This window comes from Desulfurella sp. (assembly GCF_049977265.1).
GTDB lineage: Bacteria > Campylobacterota_A > Desulfurellia > Desulfurellales > Desulfurellaceae > Desulfurella.
In genome coordinates, this window is record NZ_JBMFGQ010000007.1 from 1 (window position 1) to 18,622 (window position 18,622).

Genomic DNA, 18,622 nt, shown 5'->3' on the forward strand with positions numbered 1-18,622 from the left:
ATTTACCCTATTGCAGCCCTTGCAATAATAACCATCATAATATCGGATGTTCCAGCAGATGGCCCAAGTACAAAAGAATCTCTTAAGAATCTAGTGACGATAGATTCTTCAACTACGCCATAGCCACCATGTATATCTACAGCCATTTTTGCACACTTTTGAGCTGCTTCTGTAGTGTAGTATTTTGCCATTGCAAACTCTAGATCACACCTTTGGCCTTTGTCTTGCATACTGGCTGCTCTATAGCCAAGTAGTCTTGAAATCTCAAGATCCAGTTTCATCTGTGCAAGTTTATTTTGTATTGTTTGAAGGTTGCTTATAGGCTTGCCATACAATATGCGTTTTTTTGAGAAATTAACCGATTGCTCTAAAAGCGTAGAAATTATGCCAAGACCTACGCCTACCATACCCCCTCTGCCTACTTCGCCAATTGCGCTCATTGCTACCCTCATACCTTTACCTTCTTCACCAAGTAGGTTTTCTTGAGGGACTTTACAGTTTTGGAGCAAGATCTCACCTACACTGCACCCATGAAGCCCTATTTCATTCCAGTCTTTGCCCCTTTTGAAACCTTCAAAATTATCTTCAATAATGAATGTAGAAAAAGCTTTTGGGTTATTTGGGTCTTTTGCCAATACTACAAATGTATTGGCAACAGGGGCATTTGTTAGCATTATTTTTCTTCCGTTTAGTATGTAGTAATTGCCTTCTTTAGTGTAAGTTGTTTCTATGCCAGTTGGATCTGATCCGCCTGTAGTTTCAGTTACTGCTACCGTAGCGAGTTTTTCACCACTTGAAAGACCTGGAAGGTACCTTTGTTTTTGATCATCATTGCCTGATTTTAAAATAGGCTCAATGCCCAGGCCAAATATTTGAAGCATCATGGAAACACCAGGTGAAACTTTAGCTATTTCTTCTAGAGCAATAAGCCTTGCAACATAACCAAGACCTAAGCCGCCATACTCTTTTGGTATAAATACACCTGTAAGCTTTGCCTGCTTTATAGCTTCTACCACTTCTTTGTCTGCAGTTTTGTTTTGTTCCATTTCTTTTACTTTAGGTGCAATTTTGCTGGCTGTAAAGTCTGCAACTTGTTTTCTAAAATCTTCCTGTTCTTGTGTAAAAGTGAAATCAATCATAAAAACCTCCAAAAAAATACCAATAAGATTATATTTAATATAAACCTTATTGGTATCAAATCAATTAAGTAGCACTCCATCCACAATCAATTGTCATCATCGAGCCAGTTATGTAGTCGGCTGCAGGCGTACATAAAAATTTTGCTACTTCTGCTATGTCATCTGGCTCAATAAGTTTTTTTATTGCTGCTTTTTTAAGCATAATTTCTTCTATAACCTTTTCTCTTGGTATACCATGTGTTTTAGCCTGGTCATCAATCTGGTTATCAACAAGTGGTGTTCTAACATATGATGGACAAATAGAGTTTACAGTAATACCGTATGGAGCACCTTCCAAAGCTGCTACTTTTGTTAAACCAGAAAGACCGTGTTTTGCACTAATATAGGCAACTTTGAATTCTGAAGCCCTAATGCCATGCACGGAATTTATGTTTATTATTCTTCCCCATTTTTGAGCTTTCATTGAAGGCCAAACGTATTTTGTAAGTAAAAAAGGTGCAGTTAGCATCAAAGAGATTATAAAGTTCCATTTATCTTCGGGGAAATTTTCAATTGGAGATACATGTTGAATACCTGCATTATTTACAAGTATATCTACTTTGGAGTATTTTTTTAATACATAATCCACTAAGTCTTTACATCCTTTTTGTGTACTTAAATCTGACGCAAAATAATCGGCTTTTATTTTATCTGATTCCTGACTTAGTGAAGCTTGATTAATATCAGACATTATAACATTAGCACCTTCTTTTGCAAAACTTTGAGCTATAGAAAGACCTATCCCGCTTGCTGCACCCGTTACTATGCAAACTTTGTCTTTTAACATTTTTACCTCCTATTTATTCCATATGCTTAAAATAAAGTTTCATTTTTTCTGGCAAATAGTCTCCTGCAGACTGTTTTGTAAACAAAGAAACAAAAATCATTATTATAAAAACAAACATAATCATGTAAGAGTATCCAGCAATTCCGCCTGGAAGTTTTTGTTTTAACACTTGTTCATAAACTATGGATACAAAAATGCTCATAAACAGAACAATTATTTCTGAGGTGATAGCTGCTTGGGTAGATGCTTTTTGCCATTGATATCCAATAATAACTGGTAGAGATGCACCGATAAATGTTCCAAGTCCAAGCACACCTAAAAGAGCAACCATATACCCACCATATAATCCAAAAATACCAGCTCCAATAGTTAAAATAATCAGTGCCCACCTACCCCAAATTACTTCTTCTTTTTGCGATAATGTCTTTTTGAAGGATTTAGGAATATCTCTTGTTATAATTGAGGAACCTATAACTAAAAATGAACTTGAAGTAGACATAGTAGCTGCAAGAAGCCCGGCAAAAAGTATAATAGCTAAAACAGGCGGTAAATGATTAAAAAAATGAAATATGGTTTCATCAGGTACTTTAAATGGTTTAACCTGACCTGAAGCTACTAAATATAAAACTGCTGTTCCAGGCAGTATGTATAAAAGACTCATTATGCCATAACCTACTCCACCTACCAGTCCAAATGTTTTCAGGCTTTTATAACTTTTTAGAGAATATAGCTTTGTATTTACATGTGGTTGACCTATAACGCCAATTGCCAAAACAAAAACCCACGACATAGCAAGCGGTAGCATAATATTATCCGGATGCCCTATTGGATCTATAAACTGAGGTCCAAACAATTTACTTGATGCAATTGTTATGGTTGCATGACCCATCCCACCTGTGATATAATAAAACCCAATAATAATGCCTAATATGCTAAATAATTTTAAGATACCTTGTAAAAAATCAACCTTTATGCTTCCAACCATACCACCGTAAACAGTGTATATAAGAGTAAATATTAATAGCGCTATACCACCAGCTTTTACTGAAATTCCAAAAATAGAATTTAAAATGTATCCGCCGGCTAAAATTTGAGCTCCAAGGTAGGCAAATATACAGATAATTAAATTAATAGCTATCAAAAACCTTAAAGTTCTGCTTCCATATCTGACATCTCCTAAATCTGCAAATGTCTCGATATTAGTAATTACAGACATCATTCTCATTGGTTTACCATTTAGCCACATCATTAAACCGTAACTTACAGTAAAAAATATACCCATGTACATTACTGCTGATCCAAATTTGTAATTAAGACCAGGTCCACCAACAAAACCAAAACCGCTCATGCCAGTCGTTGCAGCGGCAAGACCGGCTACTAAAGCACCGAACGTTTTACTGGATGCAAAAAATTTAGCACCACTTTTATCAGCCTGTTTTTTAGCACTTATTGCCCACCATAAAACTATAAGTGAATATAATAGCGTTATAATTATCTCCGCTGTTTTCATAAAAGGTCCTCCGATTATTTAATTTCTTCTTCCGGTTTTTCTTCTTGTTCATGCTTTTTATTAAAATCCTCTACATCAGAAATAAACGCATCCCATTCTTTTTGCGAAATTACATTTTTCTCAAAAAGCACTGTGTATGAGAGAATAGTTGTAAGAAAGCCACCTAATACAAGAAAAACAACCCATAAAATAGCTGTTCCTGGGTGCATTCCAAGAAATAGAGTTTTTGGTATTGCATTATAGTAAAGCTTCCAATAGTAGAATAAGCCTAAAAAACCTCCCCAGAAAATTACCAAAAATGTTCCATAAGGATAAATCAAAAACATTTTATCTACCCTTGAGCCGGCTCCAATTAGCATAAAATTTGCTAAGAGTAGAATACTAAAAAATACTGTTAGAGTTGGTAACTTAGCAAAAAAAAGTATGGCAATGACGATAGCCAAAGCACCCTCCAGGATCCATATTGCGTCTTTTACTTTACCTTTTATCATAAAATACCCCCTTTTATAAAATTATTCAGCTTTTCTTTCTATTACAGCTTTAAATGGATCTACTTCTTCACGAAGTATTCTTAATTCTTCTTGTGTGGGTGGTTCAGTTTGTTTAGGTGTTTGCTTGATTATTAATTCAAAACCCGTGTTGTTTTTAACATCATCAATACTAACACCTGGATGAATGGATTCAAGCGTCATTCTTTTAGTTTCTTCATCAAAGCCCATAACTGCTAAGTTAGTAATAATTTTGTATGGACCTGTATTTGGTGGCAAACCTGCCTGCTCTCTAGCACCTGGTCCTGTTAGATAGCCAGGTGTAGTGATAAAGTCTATTTTGTTTGTAAATCTTCTTATTGAGTGAGGCACTACCATAACAATTCTCCATGCCATAGAAGCAAAATCGTTTGCTCCTCCTGAGCCTGGAAACCTTACCTTTGGTTTTTTGTAATCGCCGATGACTGTGGAGTTAATATTGCCATAGGAATCTATTTGGGCACCCCCCAAAAAACAGTAATCGATAAGGCCTCGTTGAATCATTTCCATTTGATCACATGTAGAGCCAGTTTGAAGAGCTTTGTGCATTGTTGTTGAATCACCAACTGATATTGGCATAGCAGGAAGTACTGGAGCAACGGCACCTGCTTCAAATGTTATCAGTATATTTGGTGCATATAGTTTTTGGGCAAGCATAACAGCAGCGCACGGTATACCTGTGCCTACAGATACGCTTGCTCCATCTTCAAATATCCTTGAGGCTACGCATATCATTAATTCTATATCGTTGTAAGTGTTCATCTTAGGCCTCCTTCTATGATTATTTGACTTTCTAAATCTTTTAGATACTCAAGCCTTCTTATGCCACCACAGTTATCCAGATACTCATAAAAATCATTGCAGTTGTATATGTTTTTATCTAAATACTCCTGGAAGGTTTTTTCGTCTTCTGCAGCTTTTAGAAATTCTCTTAAATGATCTACATCCATAAAATATTCATATGGCATATTGCATGGGTAACTCCCGTATGGTGTAACCACAACTGCATCTACCTGGTAAAATGGTATAGTGGTGTTTTGCGGGTTATCTCTAAAGAATTCTGTTGGTACAATTTTTTCTGTGGTAATAATTACCTTTTTTGAAGCTTTTGCTATATCCACATCAGCTACAAGAACACCTCGTATATAACTATTCCCATAAATATCTGCTGCATGGACATGTATAACTGCTACATCAGGATACAGTGCAGGGACAGCTAAATACTTCATGCCGGTAAATGGACACGTGACTTCTTTTGCTGCTGAGTATTTTTGCGTATCTGTTCCAAGCATTGACCTTACGGGCAAGTATGATAAACCCATGGCAGCTGCCTTATAGCGCCATCCCATTGCACCATTGGACCACTCTGTTAACTGAATTGATCCACTTTCAAAGTATTTTTTTAATACCTTTGGTGCTCCAAGTGCTTCAAATGAAATAATGTAAGATGCATCAGCTTTATTAAATGTTTTACCTGCAGCTAAAAGGTCTGTATCTACATTAGATGTAAAACATGCTGCTATTAGGTTTTTTTTCTTTGCCCTTAAAAGCTCATGTATAAAAGCTGTAGGTATTCTTACAGTACCAAAGCCACCTATAGATATATAGTCGCCTTCTTTAACAAGAGAAACTGCTTGCTTTAAATCCATGAGTTTACTTGTCATTTTTTTAGATTTTTTTCTAAAAAACTCCCGCATTTCATCTGGATGATGAAATCCCAATAGCTCACCAATGCTTTCCATATTTGCCTCCTATTTAATATCGTTTGGTTCTAAATTTAGCTCTTTTGATTCATCGTATGAGTCATCAATACCTGCAAGATAGCGGGCTAAATTTTTTCTTGTTTCAAAATCGTATTCAATGCTTAAAGCTATTGTTTCCATAATTGGCGAACCACCCCCATGAACTCCAGCTATTTCATACCACGCTGTCATAGGTGATGCCCCAACATCTTCTATAAACTTCCATAACTTTAATGAGTAATCAGCAGTTAGATTTGGATTTCTTACTATGAATTGTTCTAAAAATCCTTTTGTTTCTTCAGCAAAAAAATCTTCTTTAAATGGTAAGGTAACGCTTATACCACCTGCTATTTCCGTTAAAAGATTATATTCATGATAGATAAGTTCTCCTGTTAGTCTCCTGCCTACATTTGCATAAATCGGGTTTGGGAAAAATACACCGGATTTTGTTTTTTCGCCAAATACAGCAGCAGCAATTCCAGCTGCATATGCAAGCTCAGCCGCACCTGCATACTCTGTTAGTTTTTCTTTTACATGAGGTACTTTTTCTATATTGTTAGCTTGTGCTGCCAAAGAAGCTGCGCCGCATAAGATGTCGGAAACTGCAGGTTTACACCCAGAATAACTATGCCTGTGGGAATCTGCAAAAAGCAACGCAAGCCTTCTGCCAAATTCCCACTCACCACACATAAACACTCTTTCTTTTGGTACGAATGTATTGTCAAATACAATAACAGAATCCGATACACCATATGTACAAAAAGGTGGTGCATTTTTATCATCTTTGTCTCTAAGCCATACGGGTCTTGTTATTAGATGCATATTATCCCAATCTCCAGGCAAGGCAAAAGCTACGGCAAAATCCCTATCGTCTGCTTTAAGTGCACGCGTGGGGATTACTATTATCTCGTCTGCGTAAGCTGCTTGTGTAACAGACATTTTGAAACCGCTAACTATTATTCCATCTTTTCTTTCTTCTACTATATGAACATAATGGTCTTTGTTTTGTTGTTCGTTGGGTCTTTTTAATCTGTCACCTTTTGAGTCCGTCTGGGCACAACAACCAACAAGGTCATTTTCCTGGTAATCCTTTAAATAATTCATAAATCTTTCATGGTAGTTTGTACCTTTTGCTTCATCTATTTCTTTTGTGCAAATAGCTAAAGCATTTATGGCATCATGCCCCATACAGCGCTGAATACAACCACCTACTCTCCTTGCGGCAAGCCTTATTAGCTTTTGTTTTTGCATCAAATCGTATGGGTTTTGAGGCAGGTAAGCCCAGCGGTTTACTTCTTTATTTATTAGATTTGAATGAGCCGTTGCTACATTTTTCCATTTTTCATCTTGAGCTAAATCAAATGTCACTCCAAGTACATTAAGGCCAGGTCTGAGCCTGGGGTCATCCCTTGTAACCTTTTTGCCACCTATGTATACATTGGGTTTCATAGAAAATAATTTTTCAAAGTATTGTTCTTTTGTTCTAAGCATTAAAGCCTCCTTTAGATAATTGTTTGGGCGCCATCTATAATAATTTCTGCGCCTGTTAAAAAGCCAGGAGCGCTTGCCAGATAAATAAATGTACTTTCAAGTTCACTTAATTCTCCAACCCTTTTTACTGGTATGCGCTCTTTTATGTATTCTTTTCCTTTTTGTGTATTAAAAAATGATTTATTTATGTCTGTTAAAAAATATCCGGGACAAACTACATTGACCTGGATATTGTATTTTACAAGTTCTAATGCTAGGACTTTACTAAAGTGTATAATAGCTGCTTTACTTGTGCAGTAACCACTCATGTATGGTGTTGCAAGTTTTCCCAAGATCGAAGCAATGTTAATAATTTTGCCACTATTTTGGGCAACCATTATTTTTGCGACTTGTTGGGATACAAAAAATGTTCCTTTGAAATCTATATTGAATACTTCATCAAATTCAGACTCGCTTAGCTCAATCACAGGTTTTTGAACGCCAGAAATGCCCGCTGCATTGATAAGTATATCGATTCTTCCAAACTCTTCTTTTACTTTGTTTACAGCATTTTTTACACTTTCCAAATCGCTTACATCCATCTTTACTGCAAGACAATTAATACCAAATATGGATCTTAACTCTTTTGCTTTTTGTAGACACAATTCATAGTTTCTTGCAGCAATTACTATATTTGCTTTTGCTTTTGCAAGAGCTATACTTGCAGTGTAGCCAATGCCCCTATAGCCTCCAGTTACTAAAGCATATTTGCCTTTCAAATCAATCTCGTACATACAACACCCTCTTTAGGATATTCTTTTAAATACTGTTGCAAAATTGCTTGCAGCAGATCCACCAATATTGAATGTTAGTCCTATTTTTGGATTATTTAACTGAAAGCCAAGTGCTTTACCAGTAAGCTGTCTTGTTGCAATAACAGCCATTGATACGCCAGTTGCACCAACTGGATGTCCTTTGGCTTTAAGACCACCGGATAAGTTTATAGGTATTTTTCCATCTTTATAAACAATACCTTCTTCTAAAGCTTTGTATCCTTCTTTATCCGATGTTATGCCAAGGGCTTCGTATGCCAATATTTCTGCAATTGTAAAACAGTCATGAACTTCGGCAAAGTCTATATCGTTTAGCGTTATTTTTGCTTTTTCATAAGCCCTTTTTATTGCAACTTTGCCTGCTGTAAATTCATAGTTAGGCCTTTTGGATAAAGATAGGTAATCGCAGGCAGACTCCAGAGCTGCTATTTCTACAATTTCATGTTTTATTGATCTAGCATTTTCTATATTGGTCATAACTACAGCAGCTGCGCCGTCTGTTATTAGAGAACAATCAAAAAGCCTTAAAGGATCAGCTATTATCGGATTTTTGCTATCTGGCATATTGAGGATATCTTCATAAGAAATATCAAGTGGCATTTGTGCAAGCGGGTTTAAAAGTGCATTTTTGTGGTTTTTTGATGAAACCTTTGCAAACATCTGTCTTAATTGTTCATTGCTAAAACCAAAATGAGCTTGATAGCCTTTTGCATACTCGGCAAAAAGTCCTGGGAAAGTCATACCCATCTGACCTTCTTGTGGCCAGTAAGATCCTTTTGCTAAAACTTCTGTTATACCTTTTGTATTTAGTGATGTCATTTTTTCTGCACCAATAACCAAGGCAAATTTTACTCTGCCAGATTCGATTGCGTTTATGGCTTGCAGTATTGCAGCAGAGCCGCTTGCGCAGGCACTTTCAACTTTAACACACGTTTTAAACCTTATAGACTCGTCTATTTCTACACTAACAGGACCAAGGTGGCCCTGATTGTTAAAATCAAGGCTACCATAGTTTGCAATCCATATAGCATCTATTTCTTTTGCGTCTATTTGTGCATCTTTTATAGCGTTTTTACCTGAACTTACTATAAGCTCATAAATGTTTTCTGGCAACTTGCCGAATTTTGTATGAGAAGTACCAATAATACATACACTCATGTTTCTCCTCCTTTTAACCGACTATTATTAACATAGAGCCAAAAATAATTGTTCCAATAAATAAAGCTAAAGTACAATAGCCCATTATATCTTTTGCACCAAGCCTGGCTATAGCTAGTATAGGTAATGCCCAAAATGGCTGCATCATATTTGCTACCTGTTCGCCGTAAGCTATTCCCATCGCTGTTAAGGCTTGAGAAGAGCCAAGGGTTTGTGCAGCAGGCACCATAATAGGTGCTTGTACTACCCAGTGTCCTCCACCAGATGGTATAAATAAACTAATGATTATGGATGAAATAAATGACCAGAAAGGTAAAGTGTGAGCTGTAGAAAAACTTACAAACCATCCTGCCATAACAGCTGCAAGACCACTGCCAGTTATAAGTCCCATAATGCCACCATATAGAGGATATTGCAAGATTAATGGGCCAGTAACTTTGGCTGCATTATTAAAAGTTTTTACATAAACGATGGGTTTCCAGTGGAGAATAAGTCCAACTAAAAACATTATGAATATAAATTTATTTATATCTAATTTAAACCCAAATTTAAAAAGATAGATCAAACCAATTAAAAATACTATAACGTTAAGTATCCAGGCATTTTCAAGTTTGGAGGCAAAAGTGTTATCTTTTTTAACTTCTTTTGCTTGTTCTAACTCTTTATCTTGTGCTTCAAGTATTGATTTATCAATTATTTTGAGGTCTTTTTTTGGTTGTGTAAAGTATATTACAAAAGAAAGAATAATCACCGTAATTACAGTAGCTATTAAGTTATACCAGGCAAAAACAGTTTGCGATAAACCAACGATTACATGTGTATGTTGCTCAATTATATTCATCGGGTTGCCTTTTGATGCAATAACTAATGCAATTGAACTTGATAGGCCTCCTGCCCATACTATAAAACCTATGTAAGCACTAGCAACCAGGTACCCAAAATCTGCTTTTTCCACTCTTTTGGCTATTTCTCTGGCTAATATTGCTCCCGTAATTAACCCTAATCCCCAATTAATAAAAGAAGCTATTGCTGCAATCAAAAATATCATTACTGCAGCATTTGCTTGATCTTTGGGTATGCCAGCTAAAAAAGTTAAAAATTTTTTAATAATTTTTGTTTCAGCTAGAGTATATCCAGTTACTAATATGAGTACCATTTGCAAACCAAATGTTAATATAGCCCACAAACCTTTGTACCAATCCTCAACCATTTTTATAAATGGCGTTGGCGTAAGCAACAATGCCATAACAAAAGACAATAAAGTTAAAACGATAACAAATAAAAATGGATCTGGCATATACTTTTGCATAAGTTTTACAAAAAAGTTTGAAATTTTACCTAACATATAAACCCCCCTTTAAAATTTTGTTCGATATTAACTAAAGCAAAAACCGTTCCTAATTATTTAACTATATGTTTTCATTATATTGTTAATATTTTATAAAAAGTAATTTATAATTTAAATCTTAAAAAATGGCAATATTCTAAATATTTTGAATCAATACTTAGAATTTTATTTTTTATATAGCATAAACTTTGATTTATTTTTGTATAATTTGATTCACTTTTGAATCGATATATTATGTTGTTTTAGTTTTCTTACAATTGTAGGTTGCGATACGCCAAACTTTTTGGCAAGCTCACGCGTATTTTTGCAAGTTGGTAAAAGATTAAGCAAAAGCTCTTTTTCATAGTTTTTTAGTATGAATTTTGGGTTTACATCGTATTGTTGAATATCTTCTATTGAAGTATAGTCTGTTCTGGTTATTATGTTTTTGGTTGTTGTTACAAGAAGTTTTTCAATAACATTTTCTAATTCTCTTACATTACCTTTCCATGGAAGTGACTTAAATAAATCAATTAGCTCGGAATCGAGCTGCTTATTAAAGTTGTATTTACTGTTTATCCTGGAAGCTACATAATTAACAAGAGGCTCTATATCATCTTTTCTTTGTCTAAGTGGCGGTATATGTATTGGTATAACGTTCAGTCGATAGTATAGATCCTCTCTAAAAAGTTTATTTGATATCATATCTTTTAAGTTCCTATTGGTTGCAGCAATTATTCTTACATCAACATTAACAATTCTAGGAGAGCCAACTCGCGTGAATTGTCTATCCTGCAAAACCTGCAGTAGTTTTGCCTGGACATTTAAAGGCAATTCTCCAATTTCATCTAAAAATATTGTTCCTTTTTGAGCTGCTTCAAAAAAGCCTTTTTTGCCTTTAGGGTTAGCACCTGTAAAGGCTCCACCTTCATACCCAAAAAGCTCTGTTTCAATTAGATTTTCTGGGATGCTTGCACAATTTACTTTTACAAAAGGATAATTTTTGCGTGGGCTTGCATCGTGAATGAATTTTGCTATAACCTCTTTTCCAACACCAGATTCACCTGTAATTAACACAGTGGAATCAACATTTGCAACCCTTAGTGCAAAGTCTACAATATTTACCATCTGAGAGCTAAATGCAATAATCTGATTATTGTTATTTTGTTTGCTGTCATAATCAATGTCACCCATATAGTGCACTTCACTTAAATCATAAACTGTATTTACTACGTATTTCAAATTTCCACTTTGGTCAAAAAAAGGTTTGCCTCTAGCTAAAAGTTTTCTATTTGTTTTTGTAATATAAGAAACCGCAGCAGGTTTTTTTGTTTTTATAACTAGTAGTGTTGCAGATGCTGTAAAGTACTTTTGTTTTACTAACTCTTCAAGTGTTTTCCCCACAAGTTCTTTAGCTTTTATTAAAGACATTTCTTCAAATGCTTTGTTTACGTACAGTGTTTTGCCTTTTTCATCTGTAAAATAAATTCCCACAGATAAATTATCCATTATTATATCTTTTGTTGTGCTATTTAAAATAATATCAATCATTTACTTTAAATTTTTAGATTAAAATTCTACAATATCAGAATTTCCTACATACAGTTTGCTTTGACTGCCAAATTTTGCACTGCCTCCGACTACATTTATACCTTTTTTTATCATATGTTCGACGGCAACCACACCTGTACAGTGATTCGCGGCAACTTTTTTTAAACCCCAGCTACTAAGTTTTTCTATTTCTTTAGCTTTTTGATCATTCCAATCTTCCAGTAGCGAGATGTGTAAACCGCCATATAAACCATAAAGATTATTTCCATAATTGTTTTTTACATATTCCATCATTGCGTTAACACCTGGATGACAGCAGCCAGTGATTGTAACAAATCCTTTATCTTTTAGATTGAATACTAAAATTTGCTCATTTTTTACGCCTAGAATTATATCCATTTTATAAACAAAAGAAGAAAGTTCATCGTTTTGAAATCTATCATAAACCTCTATTAGTTTGCCTTTAAAATTGCTTTTTTCAATTATATCATAGCCTTTTGCGCTAAAACCAACCGGTATATACAAATTAAAATCCTTTCTAATTTTAGTTATACTGTTTAGACCCCAAAAATGATCCATATGTTCGTGGCTTATAAAAACATCGTTTAATTTATCTTTTTTTAAAAGTTCAAGAACACCTTCTCTGTCAAATACCCAATCCATATATTTTTCTCTCCAGCCAACATCAAGTAGAGCGTAACCTTTTTGTTCGTTTTTTGTGTATTCTATCAAAGCACTGTAGCCGCCAGCATTCTTATAATCCCAGCTAATCAAATATTGGTTTGTATTCATCCCGCCTGCTTTTTTAATATCGCTCATAAGCAAATCTGTATCAAACCAGCTTGTTTCAGATAAGCATGTAACTTTTAAGCTATCTACGCTAAACATAAAAACCCCCTAAAAAATATAAGTGCTAGCTAATTTTACTTCCTGGCTTAATGTCACCGTTAATAGTTAATAATTTTAAAGTTTTTCCATCTTTTGCAGCAAGCAACATGCCATTTGATTCTACATTCATTAATTTTGCCTTTTGCAAGTTTGCTACCACTATTATTGTTTTTCCAACTAAATCTTGTGGTTCAAAGTATTCTTTTATGCCTGCAACTAAAGTTCTTGGTTCTTCTTCGCCAATGTCTATTTTAAGTTTCATTAATTTATTTGATTTTTCAATGGGTTTTGCTTCTAAGATTTTTGCAACCCTAAGGTCTATTTTTTTAAATTCATCTATGCTAATCCGCTCCTGGCTTTCTTGAAGTTTTTGCTCATATTCGTACCTTTTAAAAAGCATTTCTTTTTTTCCAATTTTTACAGTATCTGCTTTCCAGTTTAAAAAAAAGTCAATATCTTTTTTGCTAATATCGTCATCAAAGCCTATTTGATTGTAGATTTTTTTTGCTGTATCTGGCATGAAAGGCAAAATTGCCCCACTAATAAATTTTATTACACAATATATATTAAATAAAACATTATCAAGTTCGTTTTTATCTTTAATTGTCCAGGGCTGTTTGTCTGTAATATATTTGTTTGCAAATCTTACAAAGTTCATTATTGATTCAAGTGCTTCGTCAAATCTGAAAATATCAAAAGCAGTTTTTATGTTTTCAAATGTTGATTGGGCTAAATTTTTTATTGTATTATCCACAGTTGCTTCTTTTACAATACCATTATTGTATTTTTCTATCATTGTAAGAGACCTATTGATTAGATTTCCAAGGTCATTTACAAGATCACTATTTATTTTTTCAACAAATTCTTTTTCGCTAAAATTGCCATCCATACCAAACGGAACGGCTTTTAACAGATAATATCTGTATGAATCGCGCGGGTATTTTTCTATCATTTCGTTTGGATCTACAACATTGCCAAGTGATTTACTCATCTTTTTGCCATCAACTGTCCACCAGCCATGCGCTACAATATGCTTTGGCAGAGGCAACCCAAGGCTCATTAAAAACGCAGGCCAATATACAGCGTGAAATTTAAGTATGTCTTTTCCTACAAGATGAACATCAGCAGGCCAGATTTCAAGGAAATTTTCATTTGGATAGCCAAGAGCAGTTAAATAGTTAAATAGTGCGTCAAACCATACATATATCGTGTGTTTTTCATCAAAAGGTACTTTTATTCCCCAATCAAGATTTATGCGTGTAACACTTAAATCCTTAAGTCCACTTTTAACAAAACTTACAATTTCATTGTTACGAGATTTTGGCATTACAAAGTCTGGGTTTTCTTCGTAAAACTTAAGCAATCTGTCCTGATATTTTGATAATTTAAAAAAATAAGATTCTTCTTTTATTAGCTCAAGTGGTCTATTGCAATCTGGACATGTATTGTTTGGGCCTGGTTGTGTATGAAATGTTTCGCATGGCACACAATACCAGCCTTCGTATTCATCTTTGTAAATATCTCCATTTTTATAGACTTTTTCAAATATTTGCGCAACAGCTTTTTTATGGTAGTCATCTGTTGTTCTTATAAATTTTGTATTTGTTATATCAAGTTTTTTCCATAAATTTTGAAATCTCACAACAACTTCGTCTGCCAACTGTTTTGGTGTTTTGTTTAACGCTTTAGCTGTATTTTCTATCTTTTTTCCATGCTCATCTGTGCCTGTCAAGAAAAATACATTTTCTTTCATTAACCTGTGAAAACGAGCAAGAGTATCTGCTGCAATTGTAGTATATGAATGGCCAATATGTGGCACATCGTTAACATAATAGATTGGGGTAGTTACATAGTAATTACTCTTCTTCAATAATTTCATATTCTTCTCCTTTTTCTTCTGCAATTTTTATTACATTTTTTATAGCATTGGCACTAACTTCTATCATTTTTCCATCTTGGTCCTTTATTATAATCGTGTTTTTTATAGGATTTGCAAGTATCAGTTCACCTTCTTGCTCATCTATTTCAACAATTGAGCCTTTAGGTGGTAAATTTTTTAAAAAATCTGAATAAATATGCTCTTCGTAATACAAACAACACAGTAGTCTGCCACATATACCAGATATTTTTTTAACACTTATGCTTAAGTTTTGGTCTTTAGCCATTTTTATGGATACAGGTTCAAAGTTTTGCAAAAAGCGCTTGCAGCAAACAATTTGACCACATAAGCCAATCCCACCAATAAGTTTAGCTTCATCTCTAACACCAATCTGACGCATTTCAATGCGTGTTTTAAAGTAAGAAGCAAGTTTTTTTACCAGGTGTCTGAAATCTACCCTGGTTGGTGATGTAAAGTAAAATATGATTTTGCTATTGTCTATGGTATACTCAACATCTACCAGTTTTATGTCTAAATTAAGATTTTTGGCTTCCTGAGCACAATATCTTTTGGCTTTTTGTGCCAGGATAAGATTTTCATTGTATTTTTGGTAATCAGCTTGCGTGGCAACTCTAACTATGCTTTTTAACTTGTCATCTTTCTCATGGGAAATTTTTATAACCCTGCCAAGATTTAAACCTCTTTCTGATTCAGCAATTACAAAATCGCCAACATTTAAATCAAATTTTGAATATTTAAAAAGAATTATATTGTTAGAATGCTTAAATACCACATATGCAATGCTCATATTATATCCTCCAAAGCTCAACACACAAATTAGCAATAAACAAATCAATATCTAAATTGTAAGTCCTCAAATTTTTGTATTCTTCAATTAAAAGTCTTGACTTATTAGGATAAATATTTGAAAGTGTATTGATTAAGCTTTTAATATATTTTAAAAAAATCGTTTTATTTTTATTGCTTTTGTTTTTTATATTAAGTAATTCTTTTAAAAAATTACTCCTATCGTCATTTTTGAAAAGATTAATTAACTCGTCAATATTTACATTTTCGATCTTAAAACTAACAATTTGCGATCTCGAAATTATAGTATCAATTATGTATTCGGTTTCATAGAAAATAAAAAAATTATGATTAATAGGTTCTTCTGTTAGTTTTAATAAAGAATTTTGCGACTCTAAATTTGCTTTTCCAATTAAAAACGCGTTTGGTTCTTCACTAAATTCGTAGGATTTTGCTCTAATTTCTCCAACGTCTTGGAGTTTTAGATCTGGGTACTCATACAAAACATCTGCACCTATGCTTAAAGAAAACTCTTTAGCATCTTCAAGGTTAGCATTTATGAGGGCAAATGTTGTAAACTTATTTAAATTTTCTTTCATATTGCTCTAATAGACTTGCGAAGGCCTTGTCTAAGTTTAATTGCGAGTTAATTGTAAAAAAATTATATTTTTTAGCAAGATCTAAATAACCTTGCCTTACATTTTCAAAAAAAGCTAAATCTTTATTTTCTATGGCGTCAGGTTTTTTTATTCTATTTAATGCAGTTTTTACATCACAATCTAAATAAAATACTGCATCAGGAAATAATCCATCAATCACAAATTCATTTAAACTTGTTACAAAATCAATATTTATATTACCACCATAGCCTTGGTAGGCAATCGTTGAGTAAAAAGACCTATCGCTTACTATAAAATCAACATTTTGCTTTTTGAGATTTTGAATGTGTATTGATCGATCTGCCAAAAATAAAAAAAGTAGCGTTTTATTGGCTTGGTTTTGTCTAATTAGAGAGTCTATTTCCTTAGTATAAGGTTCTTTTGTGTAAAAAACGTTATAGTTTTTATCAAATAGATACTGAACAAACATTTTAGATATTGTAGTTTTGCCACTACCATCAATACCTTCAAAAACAATATATTTCATAAAATTAAAATAGCGTAAGTTCTTCGGTTTTGTTAGTTTTTGGTACAAAAAAACTTCTGCCCAATATTTTAATTGATTCACTCCAATTAGTTTCATTGGCTTGTATATTTTGCAAAGGCTCCATTTTTGAATCCATTGTATCAATTAAGTGAAGTAATAAGGCTTCTTTAGTTTTTGGAATTTTTGGAGAGCCATACTCATATTCACCATGGTGAGCCAATATGCAGTGCAAGATCTGAACCTCTTGTTCATTAGATAGTTTTATATTCTTGATTTTTTCTTTAACAAGATTATATCCAATCACAATATGTCCAATTAGCTTTCCTTCGTTTGTGTAATTAAATGTTGAAGCATCAATTTCATATACTTTACCAATATCATGAAGTAAAGCACCTGCAACTAATATATCAGTATCAATAGGCATATAAAATTTAGCAATTTCTTTGGCTATTTTAGCAACTGAAATGGTATGTTCCATTAATCCACCAATATAAGCATGATGCATGCTTTTAGCTGCAGGGGCTTTTTTAAACTTTGCAAAAAATTCATCTTCTTCAAAAACGCTAAGGAGTAATTTTTTTATCGCTTGATTTTGAGTACCATTTATAATAGCGAAAAGCTCTTTGGTTAAAACTTCAATATCTTTTTTTGTCTTTGGTAAAAACTCATCTTTTATTGTTTCATCAACTTCTATTTTTTCAATATTTTCTATAATTAGCTGCCAGTTATCTTTATAATAATTTGTTTTTGCCTTAAGTTTTACAAAATCCCCTTCTTTAAAATTTTCGTGCAAGTGGTATAAATTTTTCCAGATTTTTGCTTCTATAATACCGCTTTTGTCTTTTAATTTTAAACCAATATATTTATCTCCATTTTTTGCATCAAGAAAATGTTTTTCCATAACAATAAACATCTCACCATTTATTTCTTGATGTTTTTTCTCTTTGATTTCTTTAATTATTTCAAACAAAACGCCTCCCTTCCCTATTTATTGTAGTCTCTATCGTTTATTAAAACACTTGCCTGCTGTGTTGGCATTATAATAACATCTTGTATGTTAACATGCTGAGGTCTTGTGGCCACATAGAATATAACATCAGCAATATCTTTGGCATATAAAGGTTTAATGTTTTCGTAAACCTTTTTGGCCATTTGTTTATCCCTAAATCTAACCTCGCTAAATTCGGTTTCTACCATACCTGGATCTATACTTGAAACACGTATATTCGTCCTAATTAAATCCATTCTTAAGCTTTTTGTCAAAGATTTTATAGCAGCTTTTGTAGCACAATACACATTGCCACCAGGGTATGACTCATGTCCTGCAATAGAGCCCAAATTTATTATGTGTCCAAAGCCTTGTTTTTTCATTATAGGTATAATAAGTTTTGTTATATACAGCACGCCCTTAACATTTGTATCTATCATTTCATTCCAGTCGTCAATATTGCCTTGATCTAATGACTCTAAACCACGTGATAAACCAGCATTATTTATAAGTATATCGATTGGATAAAATTCTTTAGGTATTGATTCTACAAAATTAAATATTTCGTCTTTATTGGACATATCGGTTTTTTTATAAAATATATTAACGTTTTCTTTTTTAAGCTCTTCTGATATTTTTTCAAGTTTGTCTATTCTTCTAGCATTCAATATTAGATTATAGCCATTTTTTGCAAAAACTTCAGCGCAAGCTTGGCCTATACCACTTGATGCTCCCGTGATAAGAACACTTCCCATAGTACACCTCCTATTTCGATTTTTAATTATACTACAGGAAACCAACATATTCAAGGATGCTTGACAATTTTTAATA

The 18,622-nt window shown here is 33.5% G+C and carries 18 protein-coding genes; all 18 read right to left on the minus strand.

Annotated features, from left to right (window positions below; genetic code table 11):
• Positions 1–2 precede the first annotated feature (2 nt).
• Positions 3–1,139, minus strand: a complete 1,137-nt coding sequence (locus ACP5FO_RS02495; RefSeq protein ID WP_159427482.1) for an acyl-CoA dehydrogenase family protein — start codon at positions 1,137–1,139, stop codon at positions 3–5.
• Positions 1,140–1,203: 64 nt separating this feature from the next.
• Positions 1,204–1,965 (minus strand): 3-hydroxybutyrate dehydrogenase, encoded by a 762-nt coding sequence (locus tag ACP5FO_RS02500; protein WP_025391851.1) that lies wholly within the window; start codon positions 1,963–1,965, stop codon positions 1,204–1,206.
• Between the two features lie 13 nt (positions 1,966–1,978).
• Positions 1,979–3,475 carry a sodium:solute symporter family protein gene (locus ACP5FO_RS02505; protein WP_428110847.1) on the minus strand — a complete coding sequence of 499 codons (1,497 nt, stop codon included), beginning with the start codon at positions 3,473–3,475 and terminating at the stop codon, positions 1,979–1,981.
• Positions 3,476–3,489: 14 nt separating this feature from the next.
• Positions 3,490–3,966 carry a hypothetical protein gene (locus ACP5FO_RS02510; protein ID WP_291490564.1) on the minus strand — a complete coding sequence of 159 codons (477 nt, stop codon included), beginning with the start codon at positions 3,964–3,966 and terminating at the stop codon, positions 3,490–3,492.
• A 21-nt stretch (positions 3,967–3,987) separates the two neighbouring features.
• On the minus strand, positions 3,988–4,764 hold the full coding sequence (locus ACP5FO_RS02515) for a CoA-transferase subunit beta (protein ID WP_428156967.1): 777 nt from the start codon (positions 4,762–4,764) through the stop codon (positions 3,988–3,990).
• Entirely contained in the window at positions 4,761–5,744 is a 984-nt protein-coding gene (locus ACP5FO_RS02520) for a CoA transferase subunit A (RefSeq protein ID WP_272979151.1), read from the minus strand. Before ACP5FO_RS02520 ends, ACP5FO_RS02515 begins: the two co-directional genes overlap by 4 nt.
• A gap of 9 nt (positions 5,745–5,753) precedes the next feature.
• Positions 5,754–7,235, minus strand: a complete 1,482-nt coding sequence (locus tag ACP5FO_RS02525) for a 4-hydroxyphenylacetate 3-hydroxylase N-terminal domain-containing protein (RefSeq protein WP_428156968.1) — start codon at positions 7,233–7,235, stop codon at positions 5,754–5,756.
• A gap of 11 nt (positions 7,236–7,246) precedes the next feature.
• Entirely contained in the window at positions 7,247–8,008 is a 762-nt protein-coding gene (locus ACP5FO_RS02530; RefSeq protein ID WP_428156969.1) for an SDR family NAD(P)-dependent oxidoreductase, read from the minus strand.
• 12 nt (positions 8,009–8,020) lie between these two features.
• On the minus strand, positions 8,021–9,205 hold the full coding sequence (locus ACP5FO_RS02535; RefSeq protein ID WP_428156970.1) for a thiolase domain-containing protein: 1,185 nt from the start codon (positions 9,203–9,205) through the stop codon (positions 8,021–8,023).
• Between the two features lie 13 nt (positions 9,206–9,218).
• Complete coding sequence (locus ACP5FO_RS02540) at positions 9,219–10,550, minus strand: short-chain fatty acid transporter (RefSeq protein ID WP_428156971.1); 1,332 nt, start codon at positions 10,548–10,550, stop codon at positions 9,219–9,221.
• A 216-nt stretch (positions 10,551–10,766) separates the two neighbouring features.
• The gene (locus ACP5FO_RS02545; protein WP_428110574.1) at positions 10,767–12,083 is read right to left on the minus strand and encodes a sigma-54 interaction domain-containing protein; all 1,317 of its coding nucleotides are present in this window, start codon (positions 12,081–12,083) and stop codon (positions 10,767–10,769) included.
• 18 nt (positions 12,084–12,101) lie between these two features.
• Positions 12,102–12,971: an MBL fold metallo-hydrolase gene (locus ACP5FO_RS02550; protein ID WP_428156972.1), complete on the minus strand. Its 870-nt coding sequence runs from the start codon at positions 12,969–12,971 to the stop codon at positions 12,102–12,104.
• A gap of 25 nt (positions 12,972–12,996) precedes the next feature.
• Positions 12,997–14,850 (minus strand): methionine--tRNA ligase, encoded by a 1,854-nt coding sequence (gene metG / locus ACP5FO_RS02555; RefSeq protein ID WP_428156973.1) that lies wholly within the window; start codon positions 14,848–14,850, stop codon positions 12,997–12,999.
• Complete coding sequence (locus ACP5FO_RS02560) at positions 14,828–15,658, minus strand: PSP1 domain-containing protein (protein ID WP_428110577.1); 831 nt, start codon at positions 15,656–15,658, stop codon at positions 14,828–14,830. The genes metG and ACP5FO_RS02560 overlap by 23 nt, the downstream gene beginning before the upstream one ends.
• Position 15,659: 1 nt before the next feature.
• A complete protein-coding gene (locus ACP5FO_RS02565) occupies positions 15,660–16,256 on the minus strand; it encodes a hypothetical protein (RefSeq protein WP_428110578.1) in 597 nt (198 codons plus the stop codon).
• Positions 16,237–16,803, minus strand: coding sequence for a dTMP kinase (gene tmk, locus ACP5FO_RS02570; protein ID WP_428110579.1), 567 nt, complete (start codon positions 16,801–16,803; stop codon positions 16,237–16,239). Before tmk ends, ACP5FO_RS02565 begins: the two co-directional genes overlap by 20 nt.
• A gap of 4 nt (positions 16,804–16,807) precedes the next feature.
• Positions 16,808–17,773, minus strand: coding sequence for a 3'-5' exoribonuclease YhaM family protein (locus ACP5FO_RS02575; RefSeq protein WP_428110580.1), 966 nt, complete (start codon positions 17,771–17,773; stop codon positions 16,808–16,810).
• Positions 17,774–17,787: 14 nt separating this feature from the next.
• Entirely contained in the window at positions 17,788–18,546 is a 759-nt protein-coding gene (locus ACP5FO_RS02580) for an SDR family NAD(P)-dependent oxidoreductase (RefSeq protein WP_428110581.1), read from the minus strand.
• Between the last annotated feature and the right edge of the window lie 76 nt (positions 18,547–18,622).

Bases quoted from the DNA above. Each gene is read 5' to 3' on its own strand.
- ACP5FO_RS02550 (WP_428156972.1), bottom strand. From the start codon at position 12,971: ATGTTTAGCGTAGATAGCTTAAAAGTTACATGCTTATCTGAAACAAGC.
- ACP5FO_RS02500 (WP_025391851.1), bottom strand. From the start codon at position 1,965: ATGTTAAAAGACAAAGTTTGCATAGTAACGGGTGCAGCAAGCGGGATA.
- ACP5FO_RS02535 (WP_428156970.1), bottom strand. From the start codon at position 9,205: ATGAGTGTATGTATTATTGGTACTTCTCATACAAAATTCGGCAAGTTG.
- ACP5FO_RS02545 (WP_428110574.1), bottom strand. From the start codon at position 12,083: ATGATTGATATTATTTTAAATAGCACAACAAAAGATATAATAATGGAT.
- ACP5FO_RS02565 (WP_428110578.1), bottom strand. From the start codon at position 16,256: ATGAAAGAAAATTTAAATAAGTTTACAACATTTGCCCTCATAAATGCT.
- ACP5FO_RS02560 (WP_428110577.1), bottom strand. From the start codon at position 15,658: ATGAGCATTGCATATGTGGTATTTAAGCATTCTAACAATATAATTCTT.
- ACP5FO_RS02530 (WP_428156969.1), bottom strand. From the start codon at position 8,008: ATGTACGAGATTGATTTGAAAGGCAAATATGCTTTAGTAACTGGAGGC.
- ACP5FO_RS02495 (WP_159427482.1), bottom strand. From the start codon at position 1,139: ATGATTGATTTCACTTTTACACAAGAACAGGAAGATTTTAGAAAACAA.
- ACP5FO_RS02580 (WP_428110581.1), bottom strand. From the start codon at position 18,546: ATGGGAAGTGTTCTTATCACGGGAGCATCAAGTGGTATAGGCCAAGCT.
- ACP5FO_RS02510 (WP_291490564.1), bottom strand. From the start codon at position 3,966: ATGATAAAAGGTAAAGTAAAAGACGCAATATGGATCCTGGAGGGTGCT.
- ACP5FO_RS02515 (WP_428156967.1), bottom strand. From the start codon at position 4,764: ATGAACACTTACAACGATATAGAATTAATGATATGCGTAGCCTCAAGG.
- tmk (WP_428110579.1), bottom strand. From the start codon at position 16,803: ATGAAATATATTGTTTTTGAAGGTATTGATGGTAGTGGCAAAACTACA.
- metG (WP_428156973.1), bottom strand. From the start codon at position 14,850: ATGAAATTATTGAAGAAGAGTAATTACTATGTAACTACCCCAATCTAT.
- ACP5FO_RS02505 (WP_428110847.1), bottom strand. From the start codon at position 3,475: ATGAAAACAGCGGAGATAATTATAACGCTATTATATTCACTTATAGTT.
- ACP5FO_RS02520 (WP_272979151.1), bottom strand. From the start codon at position 5,744: ATGGAAAGCATTGGTGAGCTATTGGGATTTCATCATCCAGATGAAATG.
- ACP5FO_RS02525 (WP_428156968.1), bottom strand. From the start codon at position 7,235: ATGCTTAGAACAAAAGAACAATACTTTGAAAAATTATTTTCTATGAAA.
- ACP5FO_RS02540 (WP_428156971.1), bottom strand. From the start codon at position 10,550: ATGTTAGGTAAAATTTCAAACTTTTTTGTAAAACTTATGCAAAAGTAT.